Below are 24,857 nucleotides of genomic sequence, written 5' to 3'. Positions count from 1 at the left end.
AATTATTATTTAAGATTCAGAATAAGGCTAAACAAAGTCTTAACTCTTGATTCTTGCATCTCGGCTTTAAAGCCTATGCTTCTACAGTCTGGTTCTCAGGACGTAAGCTACGTACTGTTTTACCTGCCTGCCATAATTCGCTTTCGCGTAATTCTGCTAATTCAGCATCCAGTTTCTCGCGGTAATCAGGCTTGCTGTTTGAGTCGATAGAACGTTGTGACTCTTTGCCGGTAGCTACGCTGTTGTACAATTCTTCAAAAACAGGTTTAGTAGCGTCGCGGAAAGGTTTCCACCAATCTAAAGCACCACGTTGAGCAGTAGTTGAGCAATTAGCATACATCCAGTCCATACCATTCTCTGCAACTAATGGCATTAATGATTGGGTTAACTCTTCAACCGTTTCATTGAATGACTCAGATGGTGAGTGACCATTGGCACGTAATACTTCGTATTGAGCAGCGAAGATACCCTGGATACAACCCATCAGCGTACCACGCTCGCCGGTTAAATCGCTGTATACTTCTTTTTTGAAGTTAGTTTCAAACAGGTAACCGCTACCTACAGCAATACCTAAAGCGATAACGCGGTCAAATGCTTTACCTGAAGCATCCTGGAAGATAGCGTAGCTTGAGTTTAAGCCACGGCCTTGCAGGAACATACGGCGCAATGAAGTACCTGATCCTTTTGGAGCAACCAAAAACACGTCAACATCAGCAGGAGGAATAATGCCTGTTTGCTCGTTGAAAGTGATACCGAAACCATGAGAGAAGTATAATGCTTTACCCGGGGTTAAGTGTTTTTTAACTGTTGGCCATAATGCAATTTGTGCAGCGTCGCTCAACAGGTAGCAAATTATAGTTCCTCTTTCTAAAGCTTCTTCAATTTCAAAAAGGGTTTCTCCCGGTACAAATCCATCAGCGATAGCTTTATCCCATGTTTTTGAATTTTTACGTTGACCAACAATTACGTTGATACCGTTGTCTTTTTGATTTAGCGCCTGACCAGGACCTTGAACACCGTAACCAATAACTGCTACAGTTTCGTTTTTAAGGATGTCCTGTGCTTTTGCTAAAGGGAACTCCTCGCGGGTAACTACATTTTCTTCAGTACCGCCGAAATTTAATTTTGCCATTGTTTTTTGTTTTTATTGTTTTATTGTGATTTCACCGATTTAGGGGTGATGCCACCGATTTTTATTTTATTGTTATTTATTGTTAGTTGTGATTCTGTTGTCTTAAACTTGTTCAGTATTTAATTCCGCTAAAACAGCTCTTCGTAATGATAAGGCATAGCCATAATGCAAATTATCATGCGTTACAAAGTAGGTTAAACCATCATTAACGCTGCTTAGCGTTACACCAAACGAGGTGGTTATTTCATCGTACTTACCAAATATTCCGGCATTTACATCAGCCTTCATATCATCAAGCAAGGTAAAGGCTTTGTCTTTATAATAGTTAAGCTCTTCCTCGGTAATAAACCCTTCAGGACTGGTTCCTTTTTGATATTTGGTGATCATTTCCAGCGGAATGCGGGTTGGCGCGTTACCTTTTACATAGCAAAGCGTTTGCTGCGAAGCCACAATGTGCGCAAAGTTCCACGCAATATTGTTGTTATATCCCTGCGGAATAACGTTCAACTGCTCAATGGTTAAACCATCCATCAGTTTGATGAAGTTTAAGCGGGTATGTTTAGCTATTTCAAGTAAAAACTCCATTGCATTACATTGTAAACACTTTTTGCCCTTTGTTTAAATACTCGTTCTCCATCACTTCTTCTCCCGGCTCCAAACGTTCAAACTCGCGTATTTTGGTATTAAAACCATCGCTGTTTTTAATAATGGCAACACGCGCGCTGCGTACAAACTCTATCAGGCCATAAGGCTGTAAAATGCTTATCAGGTTGTCTGTTTCTTCGCGATGGCCGGTTGTTTCAAATACGGTATAATCTTTACGGATAACCACCGCACGGGCACCATTCTCGCGCAGCAAACGCTCAACGCTAACCTTTTCGGCAATAACATCCGTTGATACCTTGTAAAGTGCCATTTCCTGCCAAATGATGTCTTCGTTAGTATGGTAATATACCTTTAAAACCTCTACCTGTTTCTCTATCTGACGGCTTAACTTACGTACAACTTCTTCAGATTCTGTAATAACAATATTAAAGCGGTGAATACTATCAACCTCTGATGGTGAAGTATTTAAACTGTCAATATTGATTTTACGGCGTGTAAATATAATAGCTATACGGTTTAATAACCCTACCTGATTTTCAGTGTAAATGGTTATGGTAAACTCTTTTCTTTCTATGTCTTGATTGCTCATGATCCGTCCTCCCTAATTATTTTAACCTGATTTCTGACACACTGCATCCTTGCGGTACCATCGGGAACACATTGTTCTCTTTGGTAACGTTAACCTCTAACAGGAAAGAACCTTTTGTGTCGAGCATTTCTTTTAATGCATCTACCAGATTCTCACGTGCTGATATGCTTTTGCCCGGTATACGGTAAGCCGCGGCCAATGCCACAAAATCAGGGCTTTCAATATCTACAAACGAGTAACGGCGCTGGTTAAACAACTCCTGCCACTGGCGCACCATGCCTAAAAAGTGGTTATTTAGAATGATGATCTTAACATCAACACCGCACTGCATAATAGTACCCAGCTCCTGGCAGGTCATCTGGAAACCGCCATCGCCTATTACAGCAACAACCGTTCTATCCTGAGCACCGTATTTAGCGCCTATTGCAGCAGGCAAAGCAAAACCCATGGTACCTAAACCACCGCTGGTTACGTTACTGCGCGATTTGTTGAACTGTGTGTAACGGCAGGTTACCATCTGGTGCTGGCCCACGTCGGTTACTAAAACAGCTTCGCCTTTTGTAAGCTCGTTCAGTTGTTTTATCACCTCGCCCATTGTCATTTGCTCGGTAGTTGGGTTCAGTTCATCATGAATGACTGCTTCCACTTCCTGGCGGGTATAATCATGAAATTTATTAACCCAGTCGGTATGTTGTCTTTCTTCAACCAAAGCTGTCAACAACGGCAGGGTCTCTTTACAATCGCCCCAAACAGGTACGGTTGCTTTAACGTTTTTGTCAATTTCGGCAGGGTCAATATCTAAATGCACTACCTGGGCTTGTTTAGCGTATTTATCTAAACGGCCGGTTACGCGGTCGTCAAAACGCATGCCTATGGCGATCAATACATCGCAATCGTTAGTTAAAACGTTAGGGCCGTAGTTACCGTGCATACCCAACATACCCACATTTAGCGGATGCGAAGTTGGGATGGCACCAGCGCCTAAAACCGTCCACGCTGCAGGGATACCGCTTTTTTCAACAAAAGCCTTAAACTCCTGCTCTGCTCCACCCAAAATAACACCCTGACCAAATAATATGAATGGTTTTTTAGCCTGATTGATCAAAGCTGCTGCCTGCTCAATATACTGCGGGCGAACGATTGGCTTAGGCCTGTAGCTACGGATATGATTACACGGTGTATAACCTTCGTAATCAAAAAGCTGTATCTGCGCGTTTTTGGTAATGTCTATCAATACCGGGCCCGGCCTGCCGCTTCTGGCTATATAAAAAGCTTTAGCCATAACCTCCGGGATCTCGGTAGCGTCAGTAACCTGGTAGTTCCATTTTGTTACAGGCGTGGTGATGTTGATCACGTCAGTCTCCTGGAAAGCATCCGTACCTAATAAGTGCGCGAACACCTGTCCGGTTACGCATACTAATGGGGTGCTGTCTATCTGCGCATCCGCTAAACCGGTTACTAAATTAGTAGCACCCGGGCCGCTGGTAGCAAACACCACACCTACTTTACCAGATGTGCGCGCATAACCCTGACCGGCATGTATCCCGCCTTGCTCATGGCGAACCAGTATGTGGTTCAGTTTATCATTATAATCATATAAAGCATCATAAATAGGCATAATTGCCCCGCCCGGATAACCAAAAATGGTATCAACTCCTTCGGCTATCAATGCTTCTAATACCGCTGCCGATCCTGTAATATTTACAGTCTCTTTAGCCGGTGTGTTTAGTATTTCCTGTTGTGCAACTTCCATATTGCCCCCTAACCCCCTAAAGGGGGAATTTTAAGTGTAAAATATTTATTTCTCTATTAGCCTCCATACTCCCCCTTTAGGGGGCCGGGGGGGCTAAAACTCATCCGTAACGCAACCTTCGGCTGCTGATTTTACGGTTTTGGCATATCTGTAAAGCAAGCCTTTGCTCACTTTAAGTTCCGGTTGCTGCCATGCAGCTTTACGGGCGGCCATTTCTTCGTCAGATAGTATCACGTTGATCTGATTGGTTGTCGCGTCAATAATGATCTTATCCTCGTCTTTTATTAAACCTATCGCCCCACCGTCGTATGCCTCGGGGGTGATGTGGCCTACCACAAACCCATGTGTTCCGCCGCTAAATCTGCCATCGGTAATTAGTGCTACCGAACTGCCCAAACCCGCGCCAAATATGGCTGATGTTGGCTTAAGCATTTCGGGCATACCCGGCGCGCCTTTAGGGCCCACGTTGCGGATAACCACCACATCACCTTTTTTGACTCGGCCGCTTGATATGCCTGCAATCAGTTCAAACTCGCCATCAAATACGCGGGCAGGGCCTTCAAAATGAGTACCCTCTTTACCGCTTATTTTGGCTACGCTACCACCGGTAGCAATGTTTCCGTACAGTATCTGCAAGTGACCGGTAGCCTTAACAGGCGCTTCAACCGGCCATATAATTTTTTGTGTATCAAATGATAGTTCAGGTACTTCTGCAAGGTTCTCTGCAATGGTTTTACCGGTAACTGTCATACAATCGCCGTGTAACCAGCCTTGTGCAAGGCAATATTTCATTACAGCAGGTACACCGCCAACATTATGCAGATCCTCCATCATGTATTTACCGCTTGGCTTCATATCAGCCAACACAGGTATGCGGTTACTTACTGCCTGAAAATCGTCCTGCGTTAACTTTACGTCGATAGCTTTTGCCATGGCGATCATGTGCAATACCGCGTTGGTACTTCCGCCTAACACCATAATTACCACCATTGCATTCTCAAATGCCTTGCGGGTCATTATATCGCTTGGTTTTATATCTTTTTCTAACAGTATTTTGATGGCTTTACCCGCAGCTAAGCACTCTGCCTTCTTCTCTTCGCTTAATGCGGGATTGCTTGATGAATAAGGCAAGCTCATGCCCAAAGCTTCAATAGCTGCAGCCATGGTATTGGCAGTGTAAACACCACCGCAGGCACCGGCGCTTGGGCAGGCATTTTTAATTACACCTATAAAATCTTCGGGAGAAATGTCGCCCGCTATTTTTTTACCTAAAGCTTCAAACGCTGATACAATGTTCAGGTCCTCGCCTTTCCAATGACCGGGTTTAATAGTACCACCGTATACCATTATAGATGGACGGTTTAAGCGCGCCATAGCCATAACAGAACCCGGCATGTTTTTATCGCAACCAGGCAGGGTAATTAAACCATCATAATATTGCGCGCCGGTAACAGCTTCAATTGAATCCGCAATAACATCCCTGCTAACCAACGAATAACGCATACCTTCGGTACCGTTGCTCATACCATCGCTAACGCCGATGGTGTGAAAGATCAATCCAACCAGATCCTCGGCCCAAATGCCTTGCTTAACAATCTTAGCCAGATCATTCAAGTGCATGTTACAGGTGTTACCATCATACCCCATGCTAGCAACGCCAACCTGGGCTTTCTGCATATCTTCATCAGTTAAACCAATGCCGTAAAGCATAGCCTGAGCCGCAGGTTGTGTTGGATCCTGGGTAAACGTTTTGCTATACTTATTCAATTCTACTCCGTTACTGATGTTAGATGAACTCATTTTTTATTAAGTTTTATTCTCTTTAGGTTTGGGTTTACGCCCTTTGTATTTCTGTTATTGTAAGATAGGGATAGCCTTATAAACAGGCAATAGTTAAAATCAAAATTTTCAATTTAAAATATAATTCTGATTAAAACTTTAAAACATATTATAAATACCGTTTTATAACTAAATATAAAAATAAAAAGTTCAACAAACTATACCAAAGTGCAAAACGGTATTCGGTATGTTTTTTATGCTTGCATAGTAAGTAGTGGAAATTACGTCAGAAAATGAGGTTAGGGTGGAAAAAGTTGGCAGTTTTAAGATGATTTGAGAGATGTAATACTGAATATATTTCAGCATCTCACCCGCCGGGCCACTTAGCTACCCTATGCGTGGGGTGCCGAAATAAATTCGGCATGACTCAAGGCTGAGACATGGAAAACAAAAAAAGCCTTCCGGTTATCGAAAGGCTTTCAATATTTTATTGCAATTAACTACTGCAACTTATACGCCGCTATTGAGTTTGCAGAAAACGTAGGCACATAAATTGTTTTTGTAGCAGGGTCATAACCAATATCTGCGGTTTTGCTATTGCCGGTATGCGTATCTAATAACAGATCTTTAGTGCCTTTTGCGGTATTTACATAATACATATAGCCAGACCATGCAGTTACTATAAAATCGCCGTTGCCAACAGGTTCAATTCCATCGCCGCCTTGCTCAAGCGCAACAATTGTGGTTTTGTTTTTTGATGCATCTGTAACAAACATTTCTTTGCCGGTTAAAACATACAGCTTATCATCAATTGCTTTTATGCCGTTAATGCCGCGCAGGTTATCCATAAACAAGGTTGCTGTTTTACCCTGAACTTTGTATATGGCCCCCTTCTGCGAGTCGGTTACCCAAACAGTACCATTTTTATCAGCGGTAACATCATTAAAACCACCTGATTCGGGAACAGCAATTTTATGATCGATTTTTCCTTTGCTTATGCTTATAGCAACCACATCGTGTATATCAGCAACGTATAACAGGTCGCCTACAATGGCCATGCCCTTAGGCGCATTTAAACCGGTTATCCAATCAGCGTTAATAATTTTACCGTTTGCCCCTACTTTACCTATCCCACCTTTTCCATCGGCCTCCCAGGGCTGACCATCTATTATAGAAACGTAAATACCGCTTTTGGTAAACAACGCCGATTCAGGCACTTTTATTAGTGGCTCGGTTTCCCATAATTTTTCAACTTTATGCTGGGCGCTAGCTGTTACCGCAGCAACAGCGAACAGTGCAGACAAACAAATTTTTGACAGATTTTTCATAATGGAGGTTTTTATTGATTGTTTATTGTTGCGAAGGTAAAATTTAGGGGCGATTAATGCAATTAGCAAGCGAGTTGTTACGTTACTAAATTGGCTATCAAAAAAATTAGCCGACAAAAAAGGCCACCGTTCCCGGTGGCCTTAATTTATAAATTGAAAACTTACTTCTTCCAAATATTATTTCCCCCATTATAATCGGGCAGTTGTTTATCGGGATTATAAGTTACAGATTCAATCTCCTCTGTTGATGGGTATATAAACTGCCAGCTTACAGCGCGTTCCCATATCTCAACAGGTAATTTAACGCGGTCGGTTTTGCCGCTTTTGGTTTTTATTTCCAGTACAACAGGCATAGCCATTTTCTCCAGGTTATCTATTGTTATAATAGCACCTTTAGCAGGTTTGTTGTCAACATACTTTACATCGCGCACCCCAACATCTAATCTCCAGTTATTTACAAACCAGCCGCGCCAAAACCATTGCAGGTTCTCTCCGGCAGCGTTTTCTATAGTGCGGAAAAAGTCATCAGGCGTAGGGTGTTTAAACGCCCAGCGCTTAATGTAAGTTTTAAAAGCATAATCAAATCGCTCGGGACCTAATATTTGGTCGCGCAGCAAATTAAGTCCGGCACCCGGCTTGCTGTATAATAATGTACCTGTGTTAGGCTCTTTCAGGTTAGCAGGCTGACTCAATATAGGCTCAAGATCCGGGCGCGTATTTGTTTTGGCGGTCGCCTCAAAATCTACAGGCGCTGCGGGTTTATACTCGCCGTTATTGAAGTTAGCTGTTGATAGGCCGTTAATAAAGGTATTAAATCCTTCATCCATCCAGCCGTACATACGTTCGTTAGATCCAACAATCATCGGGAACCAGGTATGACCAAACTCATGATCGTGAACAGCCCAAAGTCTTTGCCCTTTAGATGTTGCGTTACAAAAAACAATTCCCGGATACTCCATACCGCCAACAACACCGGCAACCGCCGTAGCATTCGGGTACGGATACTCAAACCATTTGGCAGAGTTATATTCAATTGATTTTTTTACATACTCGGTTGAACGCCCCCAGGCACCAACGCCATCGCTTTCAACGGGGTAAGCTGAAATAGCCAGTCCTTTTTTACCGCTCGGCATATTCATTTTAGCGGCATCAATAATAAAGGATGATGATGCGCCCCAGGCTACGTCGCGCGCGTTCTCAATTTTATATTTCCAGGTAAGGGTAGTTTTTCCTGCCGGACGAGATAATGGATCGTTTACTTCCTCAGCCGAACGTATAATTACGGTCCTATCGCTTGTGGCAGCCTGTGCCCAACGTTTTTGTTGCGTAGCGGTCCATACTTCCGTTGGGTTTAGCAGTTGGCCGGAGCAAACCACAATAATTTTTGCAGGCGCGGTAATATTAACGTTAAAGGTTCCGTACTCCAGGTAAAACTCGCCCGGACCAGTGTAAGGCAGCGTATTCCATCCCATTACATCATCAAATACACACATGCGTGGGTACCATTGGGCTATGGTAAATATCTTTCCGTTCTTGCTGTCCATAACTCCCATACGGTCTGAACCAAAATCGGGTGATATAAAGGAGTATTCAATTTTTAGCTTAAGCTTACCGCCCGATGGAGCAACAGCCGCAGGAAGAAACACCTGCATACGCGTATCACTTATCAGATACTTAACATCAACGGCCTTTTCATCTTTAGCACCGGTAAGCATTTTTACAGATTTGATCTTATAGCCGGCATCAAAAGCCTGCCCCCTGCCCCAGTTGCGGCTAACAGGAACACCATTCTGTAAGGGCACAATATCTGTACCTCTTGAGTCTTGTTTAAAAAGATTTTGATCAAGTTGCATCCAAACAAAATCCAGCTTTTGCGGGCTGTTGTTTGTATACGATAGTATCACACTGCCGCTTATCTCATTTTTGCTCTCGTCAAGCTTAACGTCTAATTGATAGTCGGCACGGTTTTGCCAGTATTTAGCTCCGGGTTCGCCCGTTGCGGCACGATACTCATTTCCGTTCTTTGTATAAAAGTTGGGGCCAAAAGTTTCGTGGTAGTCATACTTGGTTGGCGGAGCATTCGGGTCAGGGGGTTGCAGCGTTGGGCGCTGAGCATTGGCGGTAGTAACGCCAAAAACAGCCAGGCTTAACCCGGCAATTAGTTTCATTCTCATCAGTTAATGTTTTTTATAAAAAGTTCTAAATTAGGAATTATACGTATAATATAAACCTTAAAACACAAAAGACACCGTTTTGGTGTCTTAATTGCATCTTTTTTTATTTATTATTAAAATGTTCGGTATAAACCTTTTCGTCAAAGCCAAAATGCAGGAATTTGCCATCCTCAATAACGGGCCGTTTTATGATGCTTGTTTTTTGCTGAAGTAATTGTATGGCATCAACATTAGTTTTTATGTTGTCTTTTATGTGCTCATCCAACTCTTTCCAGGTAGTAGACTTTTTGTTTAAAAAACTCTCATAACCTGCTTTGCTATCCCACTCTGCAAGTTTCTCTACCGGGAGGCCCAGTTTTCTAAAATCATAAAACTCATACATCACATTATTGGCTTTAAACCAATTCAGCGCTTTTTTAACTGTATCACAATTGGGTATTCCGTATACTTTCATACTGCAAAATTAAGTATAATGCTCCGGTTGTAAAGGCGCGTTATACTTAATTTTATTATTGACTTCTGCCGCCGCTGCTGGTATCATCATTACTTATACCACGCTGATTCTTTTTTATGGATGCGTTTAAACCGCCAAACTTATAATTAAGGCCGAAATTGAATGTTCTGTAAAAGTTGTAGTTCACGTTATAGCTCTCAAAATCGGGGGTTCTGGTTGAAAAATCAAGTCTGATAAATTTCTTAAAGGGATCATTCGCCGACACCGAAACGTTTAACTTTCCTTTAAAAAATTCTTTCTGCATACTGAAAGAGTAGTCTATCCAATAATTATCTGTGCCCTGCAGCATTACATACCGGCTGTCAAAGCCAAGGTTGGTGCCAATTCTTAAACCATTATTAAACTTGTAGCTGGTGTTGGTAAAAATATATCCCTGTTGGCCGCTATTGCTGTAAAACGCGCCATTGTAAGTACCCCTTAGCCATACACGCATTAATTGAGCATTGATATTTACATTAAGTTTTTTTGTGATGGGATAATTCAGATCTGCATTGATACCCAATCTGCGGTTTTGCCCCACGTTAGCAAAAGTTGTAGTGGTTACAATAGTATTTGTGGTGCCGGACGTAACAGTACTAATATTGGCAACGTTTTCTATGGTGTTATTGGCGAAAGAGTAACTTGCAGTGATATTGAGCGATCCCTTGCCGGTTTTAGAATAAGCCAGCTCAAAATTGTTATTAACAGACGGGCGCAGGTCCGGATTTCCGCTGGTTACATATTGCTGGTTGGATGTATTAGTAAATGGATTAAGCTGGTAAATGCTTGGGCGCTGAATGCGTTGTGTAAAACCAAACGTAAGGCTGCTCACGCTATCTAACAACCTTTGCATTGAAAACGTTGGCACTATATTATTATATGCCTGGTCTACACCGCCTCCATCTGTTCTTACGTTAGTGCGCTCAAAACGCAAACCAGCTTTGTAGGTCCATTTTGTATACTTTAACAAATAAGAATTGTACAGGCCATAAACATCCTGATGATAAATAAAATCATTAGCCTTCTGCACTACTGTTGCCGGCGAGGTACTAAAACTATTACGCAATATCATTTTACCACCGGCCTCAACAGTAAGCACTTTCATAGGGTGGATATAATCTAACTGCGTAGTGTATTCCTTAGTGCCGTTATTGTTATACTGCGTATAATCAGGAACGGTATAACCCAAACCATGGTTTGAAGTGATATAATTTTCCTGCGAGTTTGGCGCGGCGTTGCTGTATTTGTATGAAAGCGTTAAAAGTTGTTCCTTGTTACGCTTAAAACTATGCTGATAATTTATGCCGGCATCCATACCGCCCCATGTGCTAACACCGGTATTTTGAGTTAAATAGTCCATATCTATGCTTCCATTGGCTTTACGCTGAATGGTTGATTGCATATTGCTGCTGTTGTTACCGCCTCTGTAATAGTTAAAGGTTCCGGTAAACAGGTTAAGGGTATCTAATTCAAAGCTTAGCTCGTTACCTGTATAAGTGTTCCGGTTGCTGTTACTGCGTGTGCCGTTCTGCGTTAATGTACCGCTAATTTTTTCTGTGCCTTTTTCAAAGAATGTAGAGTTATTCTCAAATGGATTGGTTTGGGCCCTGCGCCTGTTAAAACCAACGTATCCGGTATAACCAAACTTGCCTTGCTTAACAGTAAGGTTTAAATTAGAGCGATAGCCCCAAACAGTATTGTACCCGGTATTGATAGAACCATTATAACCCTGGTCTGCATCCTTTTTTGTGATGATGTTGATAATACCTGCTAATCCTTCTGCATCATACTTAGCCGGTGGCGTGGTAATAACTTCTATTTTTAAAATATTACTCGCGGGCATCGCTTTTAAAATATCTGACGGGTTACGAGCAAGCAATGCCGACTCTTTATTATTGATCAATATTTTATAGCTGCCGTTTCCGCGGAGTTTAATATTATCATTAGCGTCCACCGAGAGCATGGGAACTTTACGCATCATATCCAGCGCGGTTATGGCTTTGCTCTCCGGGTCTGATTGTACGTTGTAGGCAATACGGTCAACTTCGCGCTTAACCAGCGGCTTAAGGCCGGTAATAGAGACCTCATTTAGCGTACTTATACTTGGCGATAGCAGTATCTTACCTGCATCTGTATCAGTTGTTGAATTTGTGATAATGATAACCTTTGACGCATAGCCCATAAAAGCCAATGCTAACTGGTAGGTTTTGCCTGCCGGTGCCGAAAGTTCAAAACTTCCGTCCTCTTTGGTTAGCATACTTTTAACAGCGGCTTTGGTTTGAGGATCAACCAAAGCAACGGTCACAAAATCTAATGCCTTGTTGGTTGCAGAATCAATAGTTAACCCCTTAACAGTAATTATTTTAGGGGTGTTTTGTGCCGATAGCGAAATAGAAAAGCAAAGTGAAATAAGGATCAGTAGATGTTTTTTCATAAGAATATGTTCGGGTATAAGACTCAAATGTGCCTATACCGTTACACAGAAACGAACATTTAACAGTTATTTAACGCGGTTTAACAACATTTAACACACCCTTATTCATTATAAGCACCTAATCAGAGTAGAATCACATTAGGTTGTGCAAGAATATTAGTGTTGGTTATAAAAATGGGGATGTTTTTCTCTCCAATATTTGTCGAAAACGTCAAAGTTTGACTGGTAGTTGCCATCTTCAAAAAAATCCTTGATCAATGTATAATGATCAGAAATTACAGCAATTATATAAGTTATCTGCATTCTGTAACTATCCTCTATGTTTTCCTTTGAAAAATAATTAGATATGGTTTTATTTAAGGGCTGTTGTGTTAAGTAATCCACAAGATTGAAAAGATTTATGCCATCCCTATCTTTGTCCGTTTTATATATAGTCGTGTAAAATTCTCTATGATATTTTTCAACTTCAATAACAAACTTAGAAAAGTTGTATTCGATTAAATAATAATCATTCTCGTTTATTTCCTTTGCGATACTTAAATCACAATGTTTGCTTAATAAGCTAAATGATTGGTGGACATGATCTATGAAATCCTTTTTCATTATTTATTAAACTTTGTCATGGTAAGCTCGGTACCAATGGTGGCAAAACTTTTAATCATGTCGATAGAACGATCAATCAGAGCAGGTAATTCAGGTTGTTCATCATCGTCAAATCCACTTAAAACATAATCAACCTGGCGGCCCTTTGGGTAGTTGTCGCTGATACCGAAACGCAGGCGGGCATATTTGTTATTACCTAAAGTTTCTTCTATATGTTTAAGCCCGTTATGGCCGGCCGCGCTGCCCTGTGGTTTTAAGCGTAATGTGCCCAATGGCAGCGCCAGGTCATCAACCAAAACCAAAACGTTCTCAACAGGAATTTTCAGATCCTTCATCCAATGATTGAGCGCCTTACCGCTTAAATTCATGTAGGTTGTGGGTTTTATTAAACAAAGCATGCGGCCTTTGTATGATACTTCAGTATAGTATGCCAACCGCATGTTGCTGAATTTAGCACCCTCGCGTTTAGCCAATTCGTCCAATATCATGAAGCCGATGTTGTGCCGCGTATCGGCATACTCAGGCCCTATATTTCCTAAACCTACTATCAGATATTTCATATCCCCTCCGCCCCCTGAAGGGGGAACTTTTTTTATTTTCTGCGAAAATAGTAAAATAGATTAAGTGGTGCTATAAACAAAAAACGGCCCCACAATAATGTGGGGCCGTTTAAATCCTCTATCATTCCCCCTTCAGGGGGTTAGGGGGCTTATTTTTTACCTGAAGCAGCTTCCTGCTCAGCCTGACGTAACGCACGTGAAGTAGTTACAGATACAACAGTATCTTCGGCAGCATTGGTAATTACCAGGTTAGGCAATTTGATCTCGCCAACGCGTACAGATTTACCAACTTCTAAACCTTCAATGCTAACTTCAACATTGTCTAAATGATCTTTAGGCAAGCCTTTAACACGCAGTTTTCTTAATTTTTGAACTAATTTACCACCCATTTTAACACCAGGAGATGTACCGGTTAATTTTACAGGAATCTCGATAGCGATAGGTTTGTTCGCATCCAAAGCTAAAAAGTCAATGTGAATGATCTTTTCAGTTAATGGATGAAACTGTATGTCCTGGATAATAGCTTGTGATTTAACACCAGCAACGTCAATGTCGATGAAATGAACATCCGGAGTGTAAACTACGGGTTTCAAATCAGCTGCGGACACTGCAAAGTGGGTTTGAGTAGCCCCACCATAAAGTACTGCAGGCACTTTGCCGTCATAACGCAGTTCTTTAGCGTCGCGTTTCCCTACGTTCTCTCTTGGAGAACCGCTAATAGCAATTGATTTCATTTTTTATTTGTTTTAATTTATTTGTGTTATACAGACCATAGTCAATAGACCATGGACCATAGATTGTTTGCTTTTTAAAAAAACTATCGACCATAGTCAATAGACCATGGACCATAGATCGTTTGCTTTTTAAAGAACTATCGACCATGGACTATCGACCATGGACCAAAAACTACACCTTAAATAACTGACTTATTGAGCCATACTCATTAACGTTAGTTATGGCTTTAGCAAATAAATCACCGGTTGACAGCACTCTTATTTTATCACTCTGGCGCTTTAACGGGATAGTATCTGTTACTATCAGCTCTGTTAATGCAGAGTTTTCAACAGTTTCGTAAGCATCACCCGACAAAACCGGATGCGTACATACTGCCCTAACGCTACGGGCACCACGCTCCATAATTAAAGCTGCTGCTTTAGCTAAGGTGCGTGCAGTATCGCATATATCATCTATTAATACAATGTCCTGATCGGTAACATCGCCTATAATAGTCATTGATTCTATTTCGTTAGCGCGTTTACGGCGCTTATCGCATATTACAACTTCAGCGTTAAAAAACTTAGCGAAGCTGCGGGCGCGGTAGGAGCCACCCATATCCGGCGAGGCAATGGTTAAATTGCTAAGCCCAAGGCTTTTTATATAAGGTACAAATATTATTGATCCATCCAGGTGATCAACCGGTACATCAAAAAAGCCCTGTATCTGCGCTGCGTGCAGGTCCATGGTCATTATACGGTTAATGCCTGATGCAACCAATAAATTAGCAACCAGCTTTGCCCCTATAGCCACACGCGGTTGGTCTTTCCTGTCTTGCCGTGCCAAACCAAAATAAGGTATAACAGCATTTACATAATGAGCTGATGCACGGCGTGCGGCATCTACCATCATTAGTAACTCCATTAAATTATCGGTAGGTTGATGGGTAGACTGGATCAGAAAAAGATCACTTCCACGAACAGACTCGTTAAAATGAGGTTGAAATTCGCCATCGCTAAAACGCGACAGTGAATAATCGCCAAGATCCTTACCATAAGCATCGGCAATTTTTTCGGCTAAGGCTATTGAGCCTGAACCTGAAAACAACTTAACCGGATTGGAGTGCTGTGGCATTTTTTTTTATTTCGAATGTCGAATTTTCGATTTCGAATTTACTTTATGGCTATGCTATAAAAAATAATTTCGGATTCCATTTTTCTATCAGACCTAAATCCGACATCGAAAATCCGAAATCCGAAATTGAAATGTTGCCCGACCAGGATTCGAACCTAGACAAACGGTACCAAAAACCGTCGTACTACCATTATACTATCAGGCAATCTCCACCTTCAAAACATACGTCCTGAAAAGGAATGCAAATATAAGACGAAATTTTTAACTTCAAAAAGTATTTTTTGAAAAATAAAAGTGTGTCTTATTAACAAATATTTTGTCTTTAGTTAACCTTTTATGTACCAACTAAATCCGTACCGCAGCAGATTATTTATACACAAAAAAAACAAGTTTGCAATGTTTATCACATCGCTTCAACATCTCACTTTTTGGGTATAAATAAGGTAAAAGTCGCCAGGCTGCTGCTTGGCATTATTGCGCTTTAGGCGTATAGATCTCCTTCAGTATTATGTTCGCGGCTTTTTTTCGATAATGAATTACGTCATTACTAAAGTTGTAAACGTCGTTGGTAACGCTATTTACACCAGAATAATCATAAATATTTTCCGCCCCAAAAATCTTGTTTAAAGTGACCCTATCCTCCGGATTAAGTTTAATCTGATCATACAATGGCGACACGATTATTTTACAATTAGTGCCATTCTTTTTGAATATGGCTTTTATTTTTTCGAGACATTGCTGCTTCTCTGCCGAAATAGATTTTTCTGCTACCCGTTGCTTGCCAGACCGTTTATAAAATTTATTAATGGGGTGGCTGTAGTAATATTTCAGATCCTTTTCAATACCAATTTCAGAATCAGGAGCCCAGTCGTTATTTACAGAATCTAACTCTGCCGAGGGTTGGCCGATAAACCCGTTCATGTAACCTCTTTTTTTATGAAAGATGCTATAATCCAGGCTACTTAAAACAAGTACAGGGCTCTTGTAAAAACTTAACAAACCAGACAAATGATAGTCGAACTTACTTTTCTTTGAAACTAAGTAATGATCGTTTACAATAGGGTTAAAATCTAATTTTGGAAATGTACGATCAACGTCAACAATAATCAGCGCGTTTTTTAAAGGGGCATGTAAAGAATCAAGGAGCGCAACTTTAGCGTAAATACCTTCAATAGGTTCGTTCCATGACCCGTATGAATAGGCCAATGATCCCTTAGGCAAATATTTGCCCCATTCGCGGCTGGTAAATGATGTGGACCTGGAACTTCCAAAAATAAATGAGTTGTACTGGTAATGTGATCTGTTTTTCAGATATACCATTGTTGATACATCGCCCCGGTTTAACATTACCAGTGTTGAATTATAATTTTTATAACTCCATACTTTCTTATAGGGGTCTATCGCTATGTAAATCAACCCTAAAATAAAGAACGGCAAAATAAAAAGGCTTGCCTTACGAAAAAATAGCCCCATCTGCTAAAATTGGAAATAAATAAATTGCTTGTCTGTTTGTACGCCTAAAACTATAATCATAAGTACTGCAGCGTAATAAATAGCCCAGCGCTGTATTAAGGGTTTAGCATTAATCCATTCTACAATAGTGCCATGCTTTTGCACTATATGCACAACTTCTAACAATAAAATTAAAGCCACACAACCAAGCAGGTTTCCTGTACTTACGCCAAGGTTTAAATTAAGTTGATGGTGCGTAAGCAGTTGGGAAACATCATTTGGAAAGCCCCCAACAGCCGTTTTTATAATATAAAAAGCATCGGTTAAAGTATTGGCTCTAAAAAATATCCAGGCAAAATCAACAAGGCAAAAGGTGACGATAACTTGCAAGAAAATATTCACCCCTGTTGGCACGCTTAGTTTTTTCATCAGGTTGTTACGCCCTTCGCCGGTAATTAACCCAAAAACCAGGTAAATGCCGTGCAGCGCGCCCCATATAATATAGGTCCAATTGGCGCCATGCCATAAACCACTTATTAAAAACACAAAAAACAAATTAAAATACCAACGCGGCACAGACACCCTGTTTCCGCCTAAGGATATATACAGGTAATCGCGGAACCAGGTTGACAGCGAAATGTGCCACCGTTTCCAAAATTCACTTACGCTTTTTGAATGATATGGTCTGTTAAAGTTAGTCATCAGCTTAAAGCCCATTACTTTAGCAGCCCCTATTGCTATATCTGTATAGCCCGAAAAGTCGCAAAATATTTGAAACGCGAAAAATATCGTCGCTACAATGATACTAAAGCTCGAGCTGCCGTGGGGGTTATTGTAAACTGCGTCTACCACTACAGAAAGCCTGTCTGCAATAACCACTTTTTTAAATAAGCCCCATAACATTAATTTTAAACCATCTGTAACACGTTGGTAATCAAAATCGTACTTCTCATAAAATTGATAAAGTATATTTTGCGGGCGTTCTATGGGCCCTGCAACCAACTGAGGGTAAAACATTACATACAGCGCGTATATGCCAAAGTTCCGTTCTGCCTTTTGATTTTTCCGGTAAACTTCAATTGTATAGCTCATAGCCTGGAACGTGTGAAACGAGAGGCCGATGGGAAGTAATATGTTTAATAACGGAAGAGAGCTTGAACTATTAAAAGAATGCAGCGCCTCGTTTATGTTAATTGTAATAAAATTATAATACTTGAATATTGCCAAAACACCTATGTTGGCTATTAAGCTAATAATTAAATACAATTTCCTTTTTTTACCTTCTGTTTTCTCTAATAAAATACCGGCGTAATAGTCAATTACTATGGTAACACCCAATATTACAATATATACCGGCACAAACGCCATATAAAAATAGCAGCTGCTAACCAGCAATAGCATCCAACGGTATTTATAAGGCAAAAGGAAATAAAGGGTGGTAACTAAAATGAAAAATATGGCAAACTCGAGCGAATTAAAAAGCATGCTTAGCAGTTGAGGTTTTCGTAAAATATAAGTATTTAAAGAATTTACTCCCAAAAATAAATATTTTACAATGATAATAAGATAATATTGCCATAAAGTTAATAATTGTTTATTAAAAACTGACCCAGCAAATTGATTTTAACAAGTTGATTTTTAAAATAACAGAGGCAATCCTATCAATGTATTATGCTACATAATGTATTAAACTTTACAATCCCTATGTGCCGCTTTGCAATTGGCTTAAATGTGAAATTATGTTAAAGTAGATTGATTAGGGCAAAACATCCTAATAGTTTTATTATTTTCGGCTCGTTAAATCGTTATCAATTGTAAATTCCTGCAATGCATTATAATAAAATCAACAACATTTTTGGCTGGCTTGCCTTCGTTGTAGCCGCCATAACCTACACTTTAACTTTAGAGCCCTCAACCAGCTTTTGGGATTGCGGCGAGTTTATTGCCTGTATTTACCGTTTAGAGGTTGCCCACCAGCCTGGTGCGCCGCTTTTTACCATGATAGGTAAGGTTTTTTCGCTTTTATCATTGGGGGATAACACCAAAGTTGCCTATTGGACAAATATGAGTTCGGGCCTGGCAAGTGCCGCTACTATATTGTTTCTGTTTTGGACAATAACGGCGATCGTTAAAAAAATACTGGTTAAAAAAGGAGAAGAAGTTACACTTGTTAACTTAATAACTATAATAGGCGCCGGCTTGGTTGGCGCTTTGGCCTACACCTTTTCTGATACGTTTTGGTTCTCGGCAGTTGAGTCTGAGGTTTACGCGCTATCATCATTATGTACGGCCGTAGTTTTCTGGGCCATTTTAAAATGGGATGCCAACGCTGACGAAGCCGGCGCGGATAAATGGATAATATTTATAGCCTATGTAATGGGCCTTTCTATAGGTATTCACCTGTTAAACCTGCTTGTTATACCGGCCATAGCATTGGTTATTTATTTCCGCAGATCAAAAAACATTACTACAAGTGGTGTTGTGTGGTCGTTTTTATTGGGCGTGGTTATAGTTGGTACGGTATTATGGGGTATTATCCAGTTTACGGTAAAGGGCGCGGCATTTTCTGATCTGCTTTTTGTGAACACCCTTGGCATGGGCTTCGGCAGCGGCGCAGTTGTATTCTTTTTGCTGGTTACCGCAACCCTTGTGGCAGGTATTTATTATACCATAAAACCTTCAAAGCCTGCAATAATAGCTGCTGCTGTGTCCTTTGTGCTTGCGCTTACTATCAGTGCCGGTATAATAGGATTTATTGTGGGTGCCCTGATTGTTGCCCTGCTGGAGTATGTTGTTAAAATTCGCGAAAAGCGTTTTGCGCTTAACACATTTTTAGTTTGTACAGCATTTATACTTTTTGGTTACAGCTCGTTTGTAATGATAGTAATAAGAGCCAAAGCGGGTACCAACTTAAATAACAGCGATCCGCAGGATGCTTTTGCCCTTAACGGTTACCTTAACCGCGATCAGTATGGTGATACGCCATTGATGTACGGCCAGTTTTTTGATTCAAAACCTACTGACCAAACCGAAGGTGCCACACTTTACAGACGTGGATTGACGAAATACGAAGTTGCCGGAAAAAAATTAAAAACCGAATATGATCGCAATACCATCTTTCCGCGCATGTTTAGCGACAAAGAAAATCACCCCGAGTTTTACCGCAGTTGGTCGCATTTGGCCGAGGGGCAGCAGCCTACCTTTGCCACTAACCTGGGCTTTTTCCTTACCTGGCAGGTTAACCAAATGTATACCCGTTACTTTTTATGGAACTTTGTAGGCCGCACCAATGAGATGGACGGACAAGCGGGCGGCATTGACGGCGACTGGATAAGCGGATGGAACTTTAGCAAGGATCTGCCCTACTCAGTTACGCAGAGTAAGTCTTATAATCGCCTGTTCTTTTTACCGCTTATTTTAGGTTTGCTGGGCGCTTATTACCACTTTAAACGTAATCAGCGCGACGCAGGCGTTGTTGGCGTGTTGTTCTTTTTTACGGGGTTCGCTATTTTGCTTTACCTTAACCAGGATCCCCTACAGCCGCGCGAGCGTGATTACGCTTATGCAGGTTCGTTTTATGCCTTTGCTATATGGATAGGTTTGGCTGTACCGGCCATTGTTGAGCTGGTGAGCAGAAAAGCTGCCACAAAGAACGCGGCAATCCTGGCTACAGTTGTTTGTTTGGCCGTTGGACCAATATTAATGGCTAATCAGGAATGGGACGACCACGATCGTTCAACCAAACTTACCCCGCACGATATGGCTTATAACTACCTTAACTCGTGTGCGCCAAACGCCATTTTGTTTACCTATGGCGATAACGATACTTATCCGCTATGGTACATACAGGAAGTGGAAAATGTACGCCCTGACGTGCGCATAGTTAACCTGAGCCTTTTAGGTACTGATTGGTACATCCGCCAAATGAAGGAAAAAATGAACGAATCGGCACCGTTGCCTATAACCATGTCTAACGAACAGTTTAAAAGCGGTGTACGTGATGTGCTTTATTATAATGATGAAAAAATTGCAGGTGCGGTTGAGTTGAAGGAAGTATTTGACTTTATGCTGTCTGACAGAAAAGAGACCAAATTGCAGTATCAGAATGGTGATGAAACTAATTATCTGCCTACCAAGAACTTTAAAATAACGGTAAATAAAGATGATGTATTAAAAGCGAATACCGTTCCGGCTGATATGCAAAACCGTTTAACTGATACCATGACATTTACTTATCCCGGTGGTTATTTAGCTAAAGATAATCTGGCGCTTATGGATATCCTTGTACATAATAACTGGAAACGTCCTATATACTTTACTGTAACTTCGCCCAACAGGGTAATGATGGGGCTAGACAAGTATTTGTACAACGAGGGTTTTGCTATGAGGTTAATGCCGTTAAAACCAGATTCGGGTGCAAGTGTTGCAACTAACGTTAACGCGTCTGTTATGTATAACAACATGATGACCAAGTTTAAATGGGGTAACCTGAAGACTGCCAAATACCTGGATCATGAATCGTTAACCATGTTCTATCCGTTAATGAGTCGTATTTATGTAGATGTTATAGACGGGCTTATGAAACAGGGTAAAACAGCAGAAGCTAAATTGGCTTTAAATAAGTACATGACGGACCTGCCTAATTTTATACCTGTGCAGGAAGCTGCTATCAGAAAGTTTTATCTTGCTGATGCTGCTTACAAATTAGGTGAAACAGCTACGGGCGATAAACTGCTTACCACTGTAGATGATTACCTTGTTAACCTTTTGAATTTTAATTACGGCTTGTACAAAGACGGCAAAACAGGATTAGATAATGATGACATCCAGTTAGGCCTGTCTTTAATTAACGGCATGGTAGGCGTTGCCAAAAGCGGTAGCAAAACCGGTTTGAGCGCCAAATACGAAGCACAGGTTAAAGACTTCTCGCGGAAGTTTGGTTTGGGGATGTAGCTAAGAGCTTAATATCCATAAATGGAAAAAGCGAAGTGACACAGGTCGCTTCGCTTTTTCTATTTATGGATATTAAAATTTTATCAGGAAAATAAAGTCTCCCTTACCGGGGGAGATCTAAAGGAGGCTTATTTACTCTACAACCACTCCCATTGAGCAGAATTTCTCAATACGCTCGGCTACCAGTTCATCGATATTACGTTCTGTTAAAACTTTCAGATCTTTTAATAACTGCTTCTTTAAGGTAGCAGCCATAGCAACAGGGTCTTGATGAGCGCCACCCAGTGGTTCTTTTATAACGCCGTCTATCAGCTTATTCTTCAGCATTTCTGTTGATGTAAGCTTCAGCATCTCGGCAGCACGTTCTTTCTGCTCCCAGGTTTTAAATAGAATGGTTGAGCAATTCTCCGGAGATATAACAGAATACCATGAGTTATCCAGCATCATTACCTTATCGCCTATGCCAATACCCAATGCACCACCAGAAGCACCTTCGCCAATAACAACGCAAATAATAGGTACTTTTAGTATTGACATTTCTAACAGGTTACGCGCAATCGCCTCACCTTGCCCCCGCTCTTCTGCTTCCAAACCCGGAAATGCTCCCGGCGTATCTATTAGCGTAACAACGGGTTTGTTAAATTTTTCGGCTAAGCGCATCAGTCTTAAGGCCTTGCGATAACCTTCAGGGTTAGCCATGCCAAAATTGCGGTATTGGCGCTCTTTGGTGTTGCGCCCCTTTTGATGGCCTATAAACATAACGGTTTGCCCGTTAAGCGTACCAAAACCACCTATAATTGCTTTATCATCACCCACTGTACGGTCGCCGTGGAGTTCAATAAAATCATCGCACATTAGCTCCAGATACTGTAACGTATAAGGCCGCTCGGGGTGACGTGAAATTTGTACTTTTTGCCAACCGTTAAGGTTACCATATATCTGTATGCGCGCCTCGTCCAGTTTGGTTTGCAGTTCGTTAATGGTGGCAGACATATCCAGCTTGTTCTTGTCTTCCATCTGCTTCACCTTTTCTATCTGCTGCTCCAGCTCTGCCAAAGGCTTTTCAAAATCAAACGTTACTTTCATACCTTTTATTGAGGGCGCTAAAATAAACAAATCAAACGGCAATTTCCATCTTAATAATCTAATGATGGTAGCTTAACAGCAATCTATTTTTTTTGCAAAGTTTCTAATTTTGCTATTTGCTGCTGCGATAGCAGTTTTTCTGTAGCCAGGCAGGCCTGTAAAACGGCGTTTTTCAATTCGCCCTGGTACAGGCCGTGGCGGTTGGTGTAAAATATCAGGTTGCCCTCGCTCACTTTTCTGTACTTAAATAAACTGTCCAGCATTTTTTCATTGCTGATGATGGAGCCACCTATTTGTAGCCTGCGCCGGTGCATAAGGGTACTAATTTCTGTTATCTTTTTTATCTGCACGGCGCTAAGGTCAAGCTGGTTACTCAAATTTAAAACCTTATCAGGCATGGGGTAATGATTTAATTCGCCGGCGGCTGCCATTTCGTTGCCTGCATTGCCTTTTAAATAGGCATCGTATTGCTGGCGGGTTAATGTGCGTATGGGCGACTTTGTAACAGCGGTATCCGTTGGTGATTGCGCGTTTACCGTTACACTCCACATCACTATCGACGAAAAAAATAAAGTTTTTAGCATAGACATTCGTTTTCTGGGGGAATAACGATCTTAACGCGACAAAGTTCGCTTAATTTTAACATAATTGTGCCCGTATTATGAATGCATCAACCGTTATAGAAAAGCTAAAAGAAATATCTTCGCCGGTTTACCGCGAAGGAATGCTTCGCTTTGGCATAGAAAACAGTAAAGCGTTAGGCGTAAAAGTACCGGCATTGCGCAAATTGGCCAAAGAAATAAAGAAAGACCATCAATTGGCGCAACAGCTTTGGGAAACCGAAATACATGAAGCACGGTTACTTGCCACCATGATAGCAGATCCGAAACAGGTAACTGAAAAACAATTTGATAAATGGGTGCTTGATTTTGAAACCTGGGACGTATGCGACCAGGCCTGCGGCAATTTATTTGACCAAACACCCTTTGCCATAGAAAAAGCCCTGGACTATAGCGCCCGCGAAGAAGAGTTTGTTAAACGTGCCGGTTTTGTTTTAATGGCCGAATTAGCGGTACATGATAAAAAGGCTGACGACCTGGTGTTTATTCAGTTCTTCCCCATTATAGAGCGTGAAGCGTGGGATGAACGGAATTTTGTAAAGAAAGCCGTTAACTGGGCATTGCGGCAAATTGGCAAGCGCAACAACACATTGAAGCCGCTGGCCATTGCAACCGCCGAACGCATTTTACAACAGAACAGCAAACCTGCAAAATGGATAGCAAATGATGCCTTACGCGAGTTGAGGAACAGATAATAAAATTCTGTATGACAGGAACATTTAAGTTAACAATACGTTATCACCTCTGTTAAAATACCAAATAACATTCATGCTAACTGAAAAAATTAAAACAGCGACCCTGCAATATCACCAGGAAACAGAGAAAATACTGATAGGGAAAATGAAAAGCATGCGCTCGCTCAATGACTACAGCGCTATCCTTAAATTATTCTACGGCTACTTTGGCGGACTGGAACAGCGGGTAGATCAATACATTGACGCGAACAACTTAAGCGACTATGCCGGGCGCCGCAAAACAGCTGCTTTAGCTACTGATATTGAAGCGCTTGGAGAAACCTTACCCCGCAAGGCCGAAGGTGGCGAGTTACCAACCATTGAAAACGAACTACAGGCTTTCGGTGCGTTATATGTAATTGAAGGCTCTACACTGGGCGGAAAGATAATCAGTAAAATGGTGCAGCAGCATTTGGGGATAACAGACGGAAAGGGTCTTTCTTTTTTTGATGGATACGGCGATGATACCGGTAAAAAATGGTCCGCTTTTCAACAGGCGCTGAATAACATAGGCATGAGCCCCGAGCGCGAAGATGCAGTAATAGCCGCCGCTAACGACACATTTGCAAAATTTAGAGATTGGCTGGAGTATAAAGATTAGATATTAAAGATTGAAGATAGGTCAGACAATTAGTACGATATTCAATTTCGATTTGTAAGAAATGTAAGTTTAACGAATCAAACCCTAATCTTTAATCTTCAATAACCAATCT

Annotated in this window: 20 protein-coding genes and 1 tRNA gene; 3 read left to right on the top strand and 18 right to left on the bottom strand. The window is 41.2% G+C overall.

Annotation, left to right across the window (positions count from 1 at the left end):
- Positions 1-73: 73 nt before the first annotated feature.
- The 16 genes from ilvC to ACFQZS_RS01105 all read right to left on the bottom strand — a co-directional run bounded on the left by ilvC (position 74) and on the right by ACFQZS_RS01105 (position 18,236).
- On the bottom strand, positions 74-1,132 hold the full coding sequence (gene ilvC / locus ACFQZS_RS01180) for a ketol-acid reductoisomerase (protein ID WP_377096433.1): 1,059 nt from the start codon (positions 1,130-1,132) through the stop codon (positions 74-76).
- A gap of 102 nt (positions 1,133-1,234) precedes the next feature.
- Positions 1,235-1,717 (bottom strand): DinB family protein, encoded by a 483-nt coding sequence (locus ACFQZS_RS01175; RefSeq protein WP_377096430.1) that lies wholly within the window; start codon positions 1,715-1,717, stop codon positions 1,235-1,237.
- Positions 1,718-1,721: 4 nt separating this feature from the next.
- Positions 1,722-2,327: an acetolactate synthase small subunit gene (gene ilvN / locus ACFQZS_RS01170; RefSeq protein WP_377096427.1), complete on the bottom strand. Its 606-nt coding sequence runs from the start codon at positions 2,325-2,327 to the stop codon at positions 1,722-1,724.
- Positions 2,328-2,343: 16 nt separating this feature from the next.
- The gene (gene ilvB, locus ACFQZS_RS01165; RefSeq protein ID WP_377096424.1) at positions 2,344-4,080 is read right to left on the bottom strand and encodes a biosynthetic-type acetolactate synthase large subunit; all 1,737 of its coding nucleotides are present in this window, start codon (positions 4,078-4,080) and stop codon (positions 2,344-2,346) included.
- Between the two features lie 93 nt (positions 4,081-4,173).
- Positions 4,174-5,880, bottom strand: coding sequence for a dihydroxy-acid dehydratase (gene ilvD / locus ACFQZS_RS01160; RefSeq protein ID WP_377096421.1), 1,707 nt, complete (start codon positions 5,878-5,880; stop codon positions 4,174-4,176).
- 479 nt (positions 5,881-6,359) lie between these two features.
- Positions 6,360-7,187, bottom strand: coding sequence for an ATP-binding protein (locus ACFQZS_RS01155; protein ID WP_377096418.1), 828 nt, complete (start codon positions 7,185-7,187; stop codon positions 6,360-6,362).
- A gap of 161 nt (positions 7,188-7,348) precedes the next feature.
- On the bottom strand, positions 7,349-9,361 hold the full coding sequence (locus ACFQZS_RS01150; protein ID WP_377096415.1) for a M1 family metallopeptidase: 2,013 nt from the start codon (positions 9,359-9,361) through the stop codon (positions 7,349-7,351).
- Positions 9,362-9,464: 103 nt separating this feature from the next.
- Positions 9,465-9,815: a Spx/MgsR family RNA polymerase-binding regulatory protein gene (locus tag ACFQZS_RS01145; protein WP_377096412.1), complete on the bottom strand. Its 351-nt coding sequence runs from the start codon at positions 9,813-9,815 to the stop codon at positions 9,465-9,467.
- A 55-nt stretch (positions 9,816-9,870) separates the two neighbouring features.
- Positions 9,871-12,288, bottom strand: a complete 2,418-nt coding sequence (locus ACFQZS_RS01140; RefSeq protein ID WP_377096409.1) for a TonB-dependent receptor domain-containing protein — start codon at positions 12,286-12,288, stop codon at positions 9,871-9,873.
- Between the two features lie 156 nt (positions 12,289-12,444).
- Positions 12,445-12,891, bottom strand: coding sequence for a hypothetical protein (locus tag ACFQZS_RS01135; RefSeq protein WP_377096406.1), 447 nt, complete (start codon positions 12,889-12,891; stop codon positions 12,445-12,447).
- Complete coding sequence (pth, locus tag ACFQZS_RS01130; protein WP_377096403.1) at positions 12,891-13,451, bottom strand: aminoacyl-tRNA hydrolase; 561 nt, start codon at positions 13,449-13,451, stop codon at positions 12,891-12,893. Before pth ends, ACFQZS_RS01135 begins: the two co-directional genes overlap by 1 nt.
- A 149-nt stretch (positions 13,452-13,600) precedes the next feature.
- Positions 13,601-14,185 (bottom strand): 50S ribosomal protein L25/general stress protein Ctc, encoded by a 585-nt coding sequence (locus ACFQZS_RS01125; RefSeq protein ID WP_377096400.1) that lies wholly within the window; start codon positions 14,183-14,185, stop codon positions 13,601-13,603.
- Positions 14,186-14,357: 172 nt separating this feature from the next.
- A complete protein-coding gene (locus ACFQZS_RS01120) occupies positions 14,358-15,299 on the bottom strand; it encodes a ribose-phosphate pyrophosphokinase (RefSeq protein ID WP_377096397.1) in 942 nt (313 codons plus the stop codon).
- Between the two features lie 134 nt (positions 15,300-15,433).
- A tRNA-Gln gene (locus ACFQZS_RS01115) sits at positions 15,434-15,504 on the bottom strand.
- 266 nt (positions 15,505-15,770) lie between these two features.
- On the bottom strand, positions 15,771-16,772 hold the full coding sequence (locus ACFQZS_RS01110; protein ID WP_377096394.1) for a hypothetical protein: 1,002 nt from the start codon (positions 16,770-16,772) through the stop codon (positions 15,771-15,773).
- Between the two features lie 3 nt (positions 16,773-16,775).
- Positions 16,776-18,236 (bottom strand): MBOAT family O-acyltransferase, encoded by a 1,461-nt coding sequence (locus ACFQZS_RS01105; protein WP_377096391.1) that lies wholly within the window; start codon positions 18,234-18,236, stop codon positions 16,776-16,778.
- A 342-nt stretch (positions 18,237-18,578) separates the two neighbouring features.
- Between ACFQZS_RS01105 and ACFQZS_RS01100 the strand changes: the two genes are divergently transcribed.
- On the top strand, positions 18,579-21,704 hold the full coding sequence (locus tag ACFQZS_RS01100; RefSeq protein WP_377096388.1) for a protein O-mannosyl-transferase family: 3,126 nt from the start codon (positions 18,579-18,581) through the stop codon (positions 21,702-21,704).
- A 132-nt stretch (positions 21,705-21,836) separates the two neighbouring features.
- On the opposite strand, the gene ACFQZS_RS01095 is transcribed toward ACFQZS_RS01100, so the two are convergent.
- Together ACFQZS_RS01095 and ACFQZS_RS01090 are read right to left on the bottom strand one after the other, a co-directional pair.
- On the bottom strand, positions 21,837-22,790 hold the full coding sequence (locus ACFQZS_RS01095) for an acetyl-CoA carboxylase carboxyltransferase subunit alpha (protein ID WP_377096385.1): 954 nt from the start codon (positions 22,788-22,790) through the stop codon (positions 21,837-21,839).
- 83 nt (positions 22,791-22,873) lie between these two features.
- Entirely contained in the window at positions 22,874-23,374 is a 501-nt protein-coding gene (locus ACFQZS_RS01090) for a hypothetical protein (RefSeq protein ID WP_377096382.1), read from the bottom strand.
- 77 nt (positions 23,375-23,451) lie between these two features.
- On the opposite strand from ACFQZS_RS01090, the gene ACFQZS_RS01085 reads away from it, so the two are divergent.
- Positions 23,452-24,105: a DNA alkylation repair protein gene (locus tag ACFQZS_RS01085; RefSeq protein WP_377096379.1), complete on the top strand. Its 654-nt coding sequence runs from the start codon at positions 23,452-23,454 to the stop codon at positions 24,103-24,105.
- 73 nt (positions 24,106-24,178) lie between these two features.
- Positions 24,179-24,745, top strand: coding sequence for a biliverdin-producing heme oxygenase (locus tag ACFQZS_RS01080; RefSeq protein ID WP_377096376.1), 567 nt, complete (start codon positions 24,179-24,181; stop codon positions 24,743-24,745).
- Positions 24,746-24,857: the final 112 nt, after the last annotated feature.

The sequence above is a fragment of the Mucilaginibacter calamicampi genome (assembly GCF_042676765.1).
GTDB lineage: Bacteria > Bacteroidota > Bacteroidia > Sphingobacteriales > Sphingobacteriaceae > Mucilaginibacter > Mucilaginibacter calamicampi.
This window is presented reverse-complemented; position numbering and strand designations above follow the sequence as displayed.

Excerpts from the sequence above, each read along its gene's own strand:
- ACFQZS_RS01140 (WP_377096409.1), bottom strand. The coding sequence starts at position 12,288 with ATGAAAAAACATCTACTGATCCTTATTTCACTTTGCTTTTCTATTTCG.
- ilvC (WP_377096433.1), bottom strand. The coding sequence starts at position 1,132 with ATGGCAAAATTAAATTTCGGCGGTACTGAAGAAAATGTAGTTACCCGC.
- ACFQZS_RS01095 (WP_377096385.1), bottom strand. The coding sequence starts at position 22,790 with ATGAAAGTAACGTTTGATTTTGAAAAGCCTTTGGCAGAGCTGGAGCAG.
- ACFQZS_RS01150 (WP_377096415.1), bottom strand. The coding sequence starts at position 9,361 with ATGAGAATGAAACTAATTGCCGGGTTAAGCCTGGCTGTTTTTGGCGTT.
- ACFQZS_RS01135 (WP_377096406.1), bottom strand. The coding sequence starts at position 12,891 with ATGAAAAAGGATTTCATAGATCATGTCCACCAATCATTTAGCTTATTA.
- ACFQZS_RS01100 (WP_377096388.1), top strand. The coding sequence starts at position 18,579 with ATGCATTATAATAAAATCAACAACATTTTTGGCTGGCTTGCCTTCGTT.
- ACFQZS_RS01145 (WP_377096412.1), bottom strand. The coding sequence starts at position 9,815 with ATGAAAGTATACGGAATACCCAATTGTGATACAGTTAAAAAAGCGCTG.
- ACFQZS_RS01110 (WP_377096394.1), bottom strand. The coding sequence starts at position 16,772 with ATGGGGCTATTTTTTCGTAAGGCAAGCCTTTTTATTTTGCCGTTCTTT.
- ACFQZS_RS01080 (WP_377096376.1), top strand. The coding sequence starts at position 24,179 with ATGCTAACTGAAAAAATTAAAACAGCGACCCTGCAATATCACCAGGAA.
- ilvN (WP_377096427.1), bottom strand. The coding sequence starts at position 2,327 with ATGAGCAATCAAGACATAGAAAGAAAAGAGTTTACCATAACCATTTAC.
- ACFQZS_RS01090 (WP_377096382.1), bottom strand. The coding sequence starts at position 23,374 with ATGCTAAAAACTTTATTTTTTTCGTCGATAGTGATGTGGAGTGTAACG.
- ACFQZS_RS01120 (WP_377096397.1), bottom strand. The coding sequence starts at position 15,299 with ATGCCACAGCACTCCAATCCGGTTAAGTTGTTTTCAGGTTCAGGCTCA.
- ilvD (WP_377096421.1), bottom strand. The coding sequence starts at position 5,880 with ATGAGTTCATCTAACATCAGTAACGGAGTAGAATTGAATAAGTATAGC.
- ACFQZS_RS01085 (WP_377096379.1), top strand. The coding sequence starts at position 23,452 with ATGAATGCATCAACCGTTATAGAAAAGCTAAAAGAAATATCTTCGCCG.
- ACFQZS_RS01155 (WP_377096418.1), bottom strand. The coding sequence starts at position 7,187 with ATGAAAAATCTGTCAAAAATTTGTTTGTCTGCACTGTTCGCTGTTGCT.
- ilvB (WP_377096424.1), bottom strand. The coding sequence starts at position 4,080 with ATGGAAGTTGCACAACAGGAAATACTAAACACACCGGCTAAAGAGACT.
- ACFQZS_RS01175 (WP_377096430.1), bottom strand. The coding sequence starts at position 1,717 with ATGGAGTTTTTACTTGAAATAGCTAAACATACCCGCTTAAACTTCATC.
- pth (WP_377096403.1), bottom strand. The coding sequence starts at position 13,451 with ATGAAATATCTGATAGTAGGTTTAGGAAATATAGGGCCTGAGTATGCC.
- ACFQZS_RS01125 (WP_377096400.1), bottom strand. The coding sequence starts at position 14,185 with ATGAAATCAATTGCTATTAGCGGTTCTCCAAGAGAGAACGTAGGGAAA.
- ACFQZS_RS01105 (WP_377096391.1), bottom strand. The coding sequence starts at position 18,236 with ATGCTTTTTAATTCGCTCGAGTTTGCCATATTTTTCATTTTAGTTACC.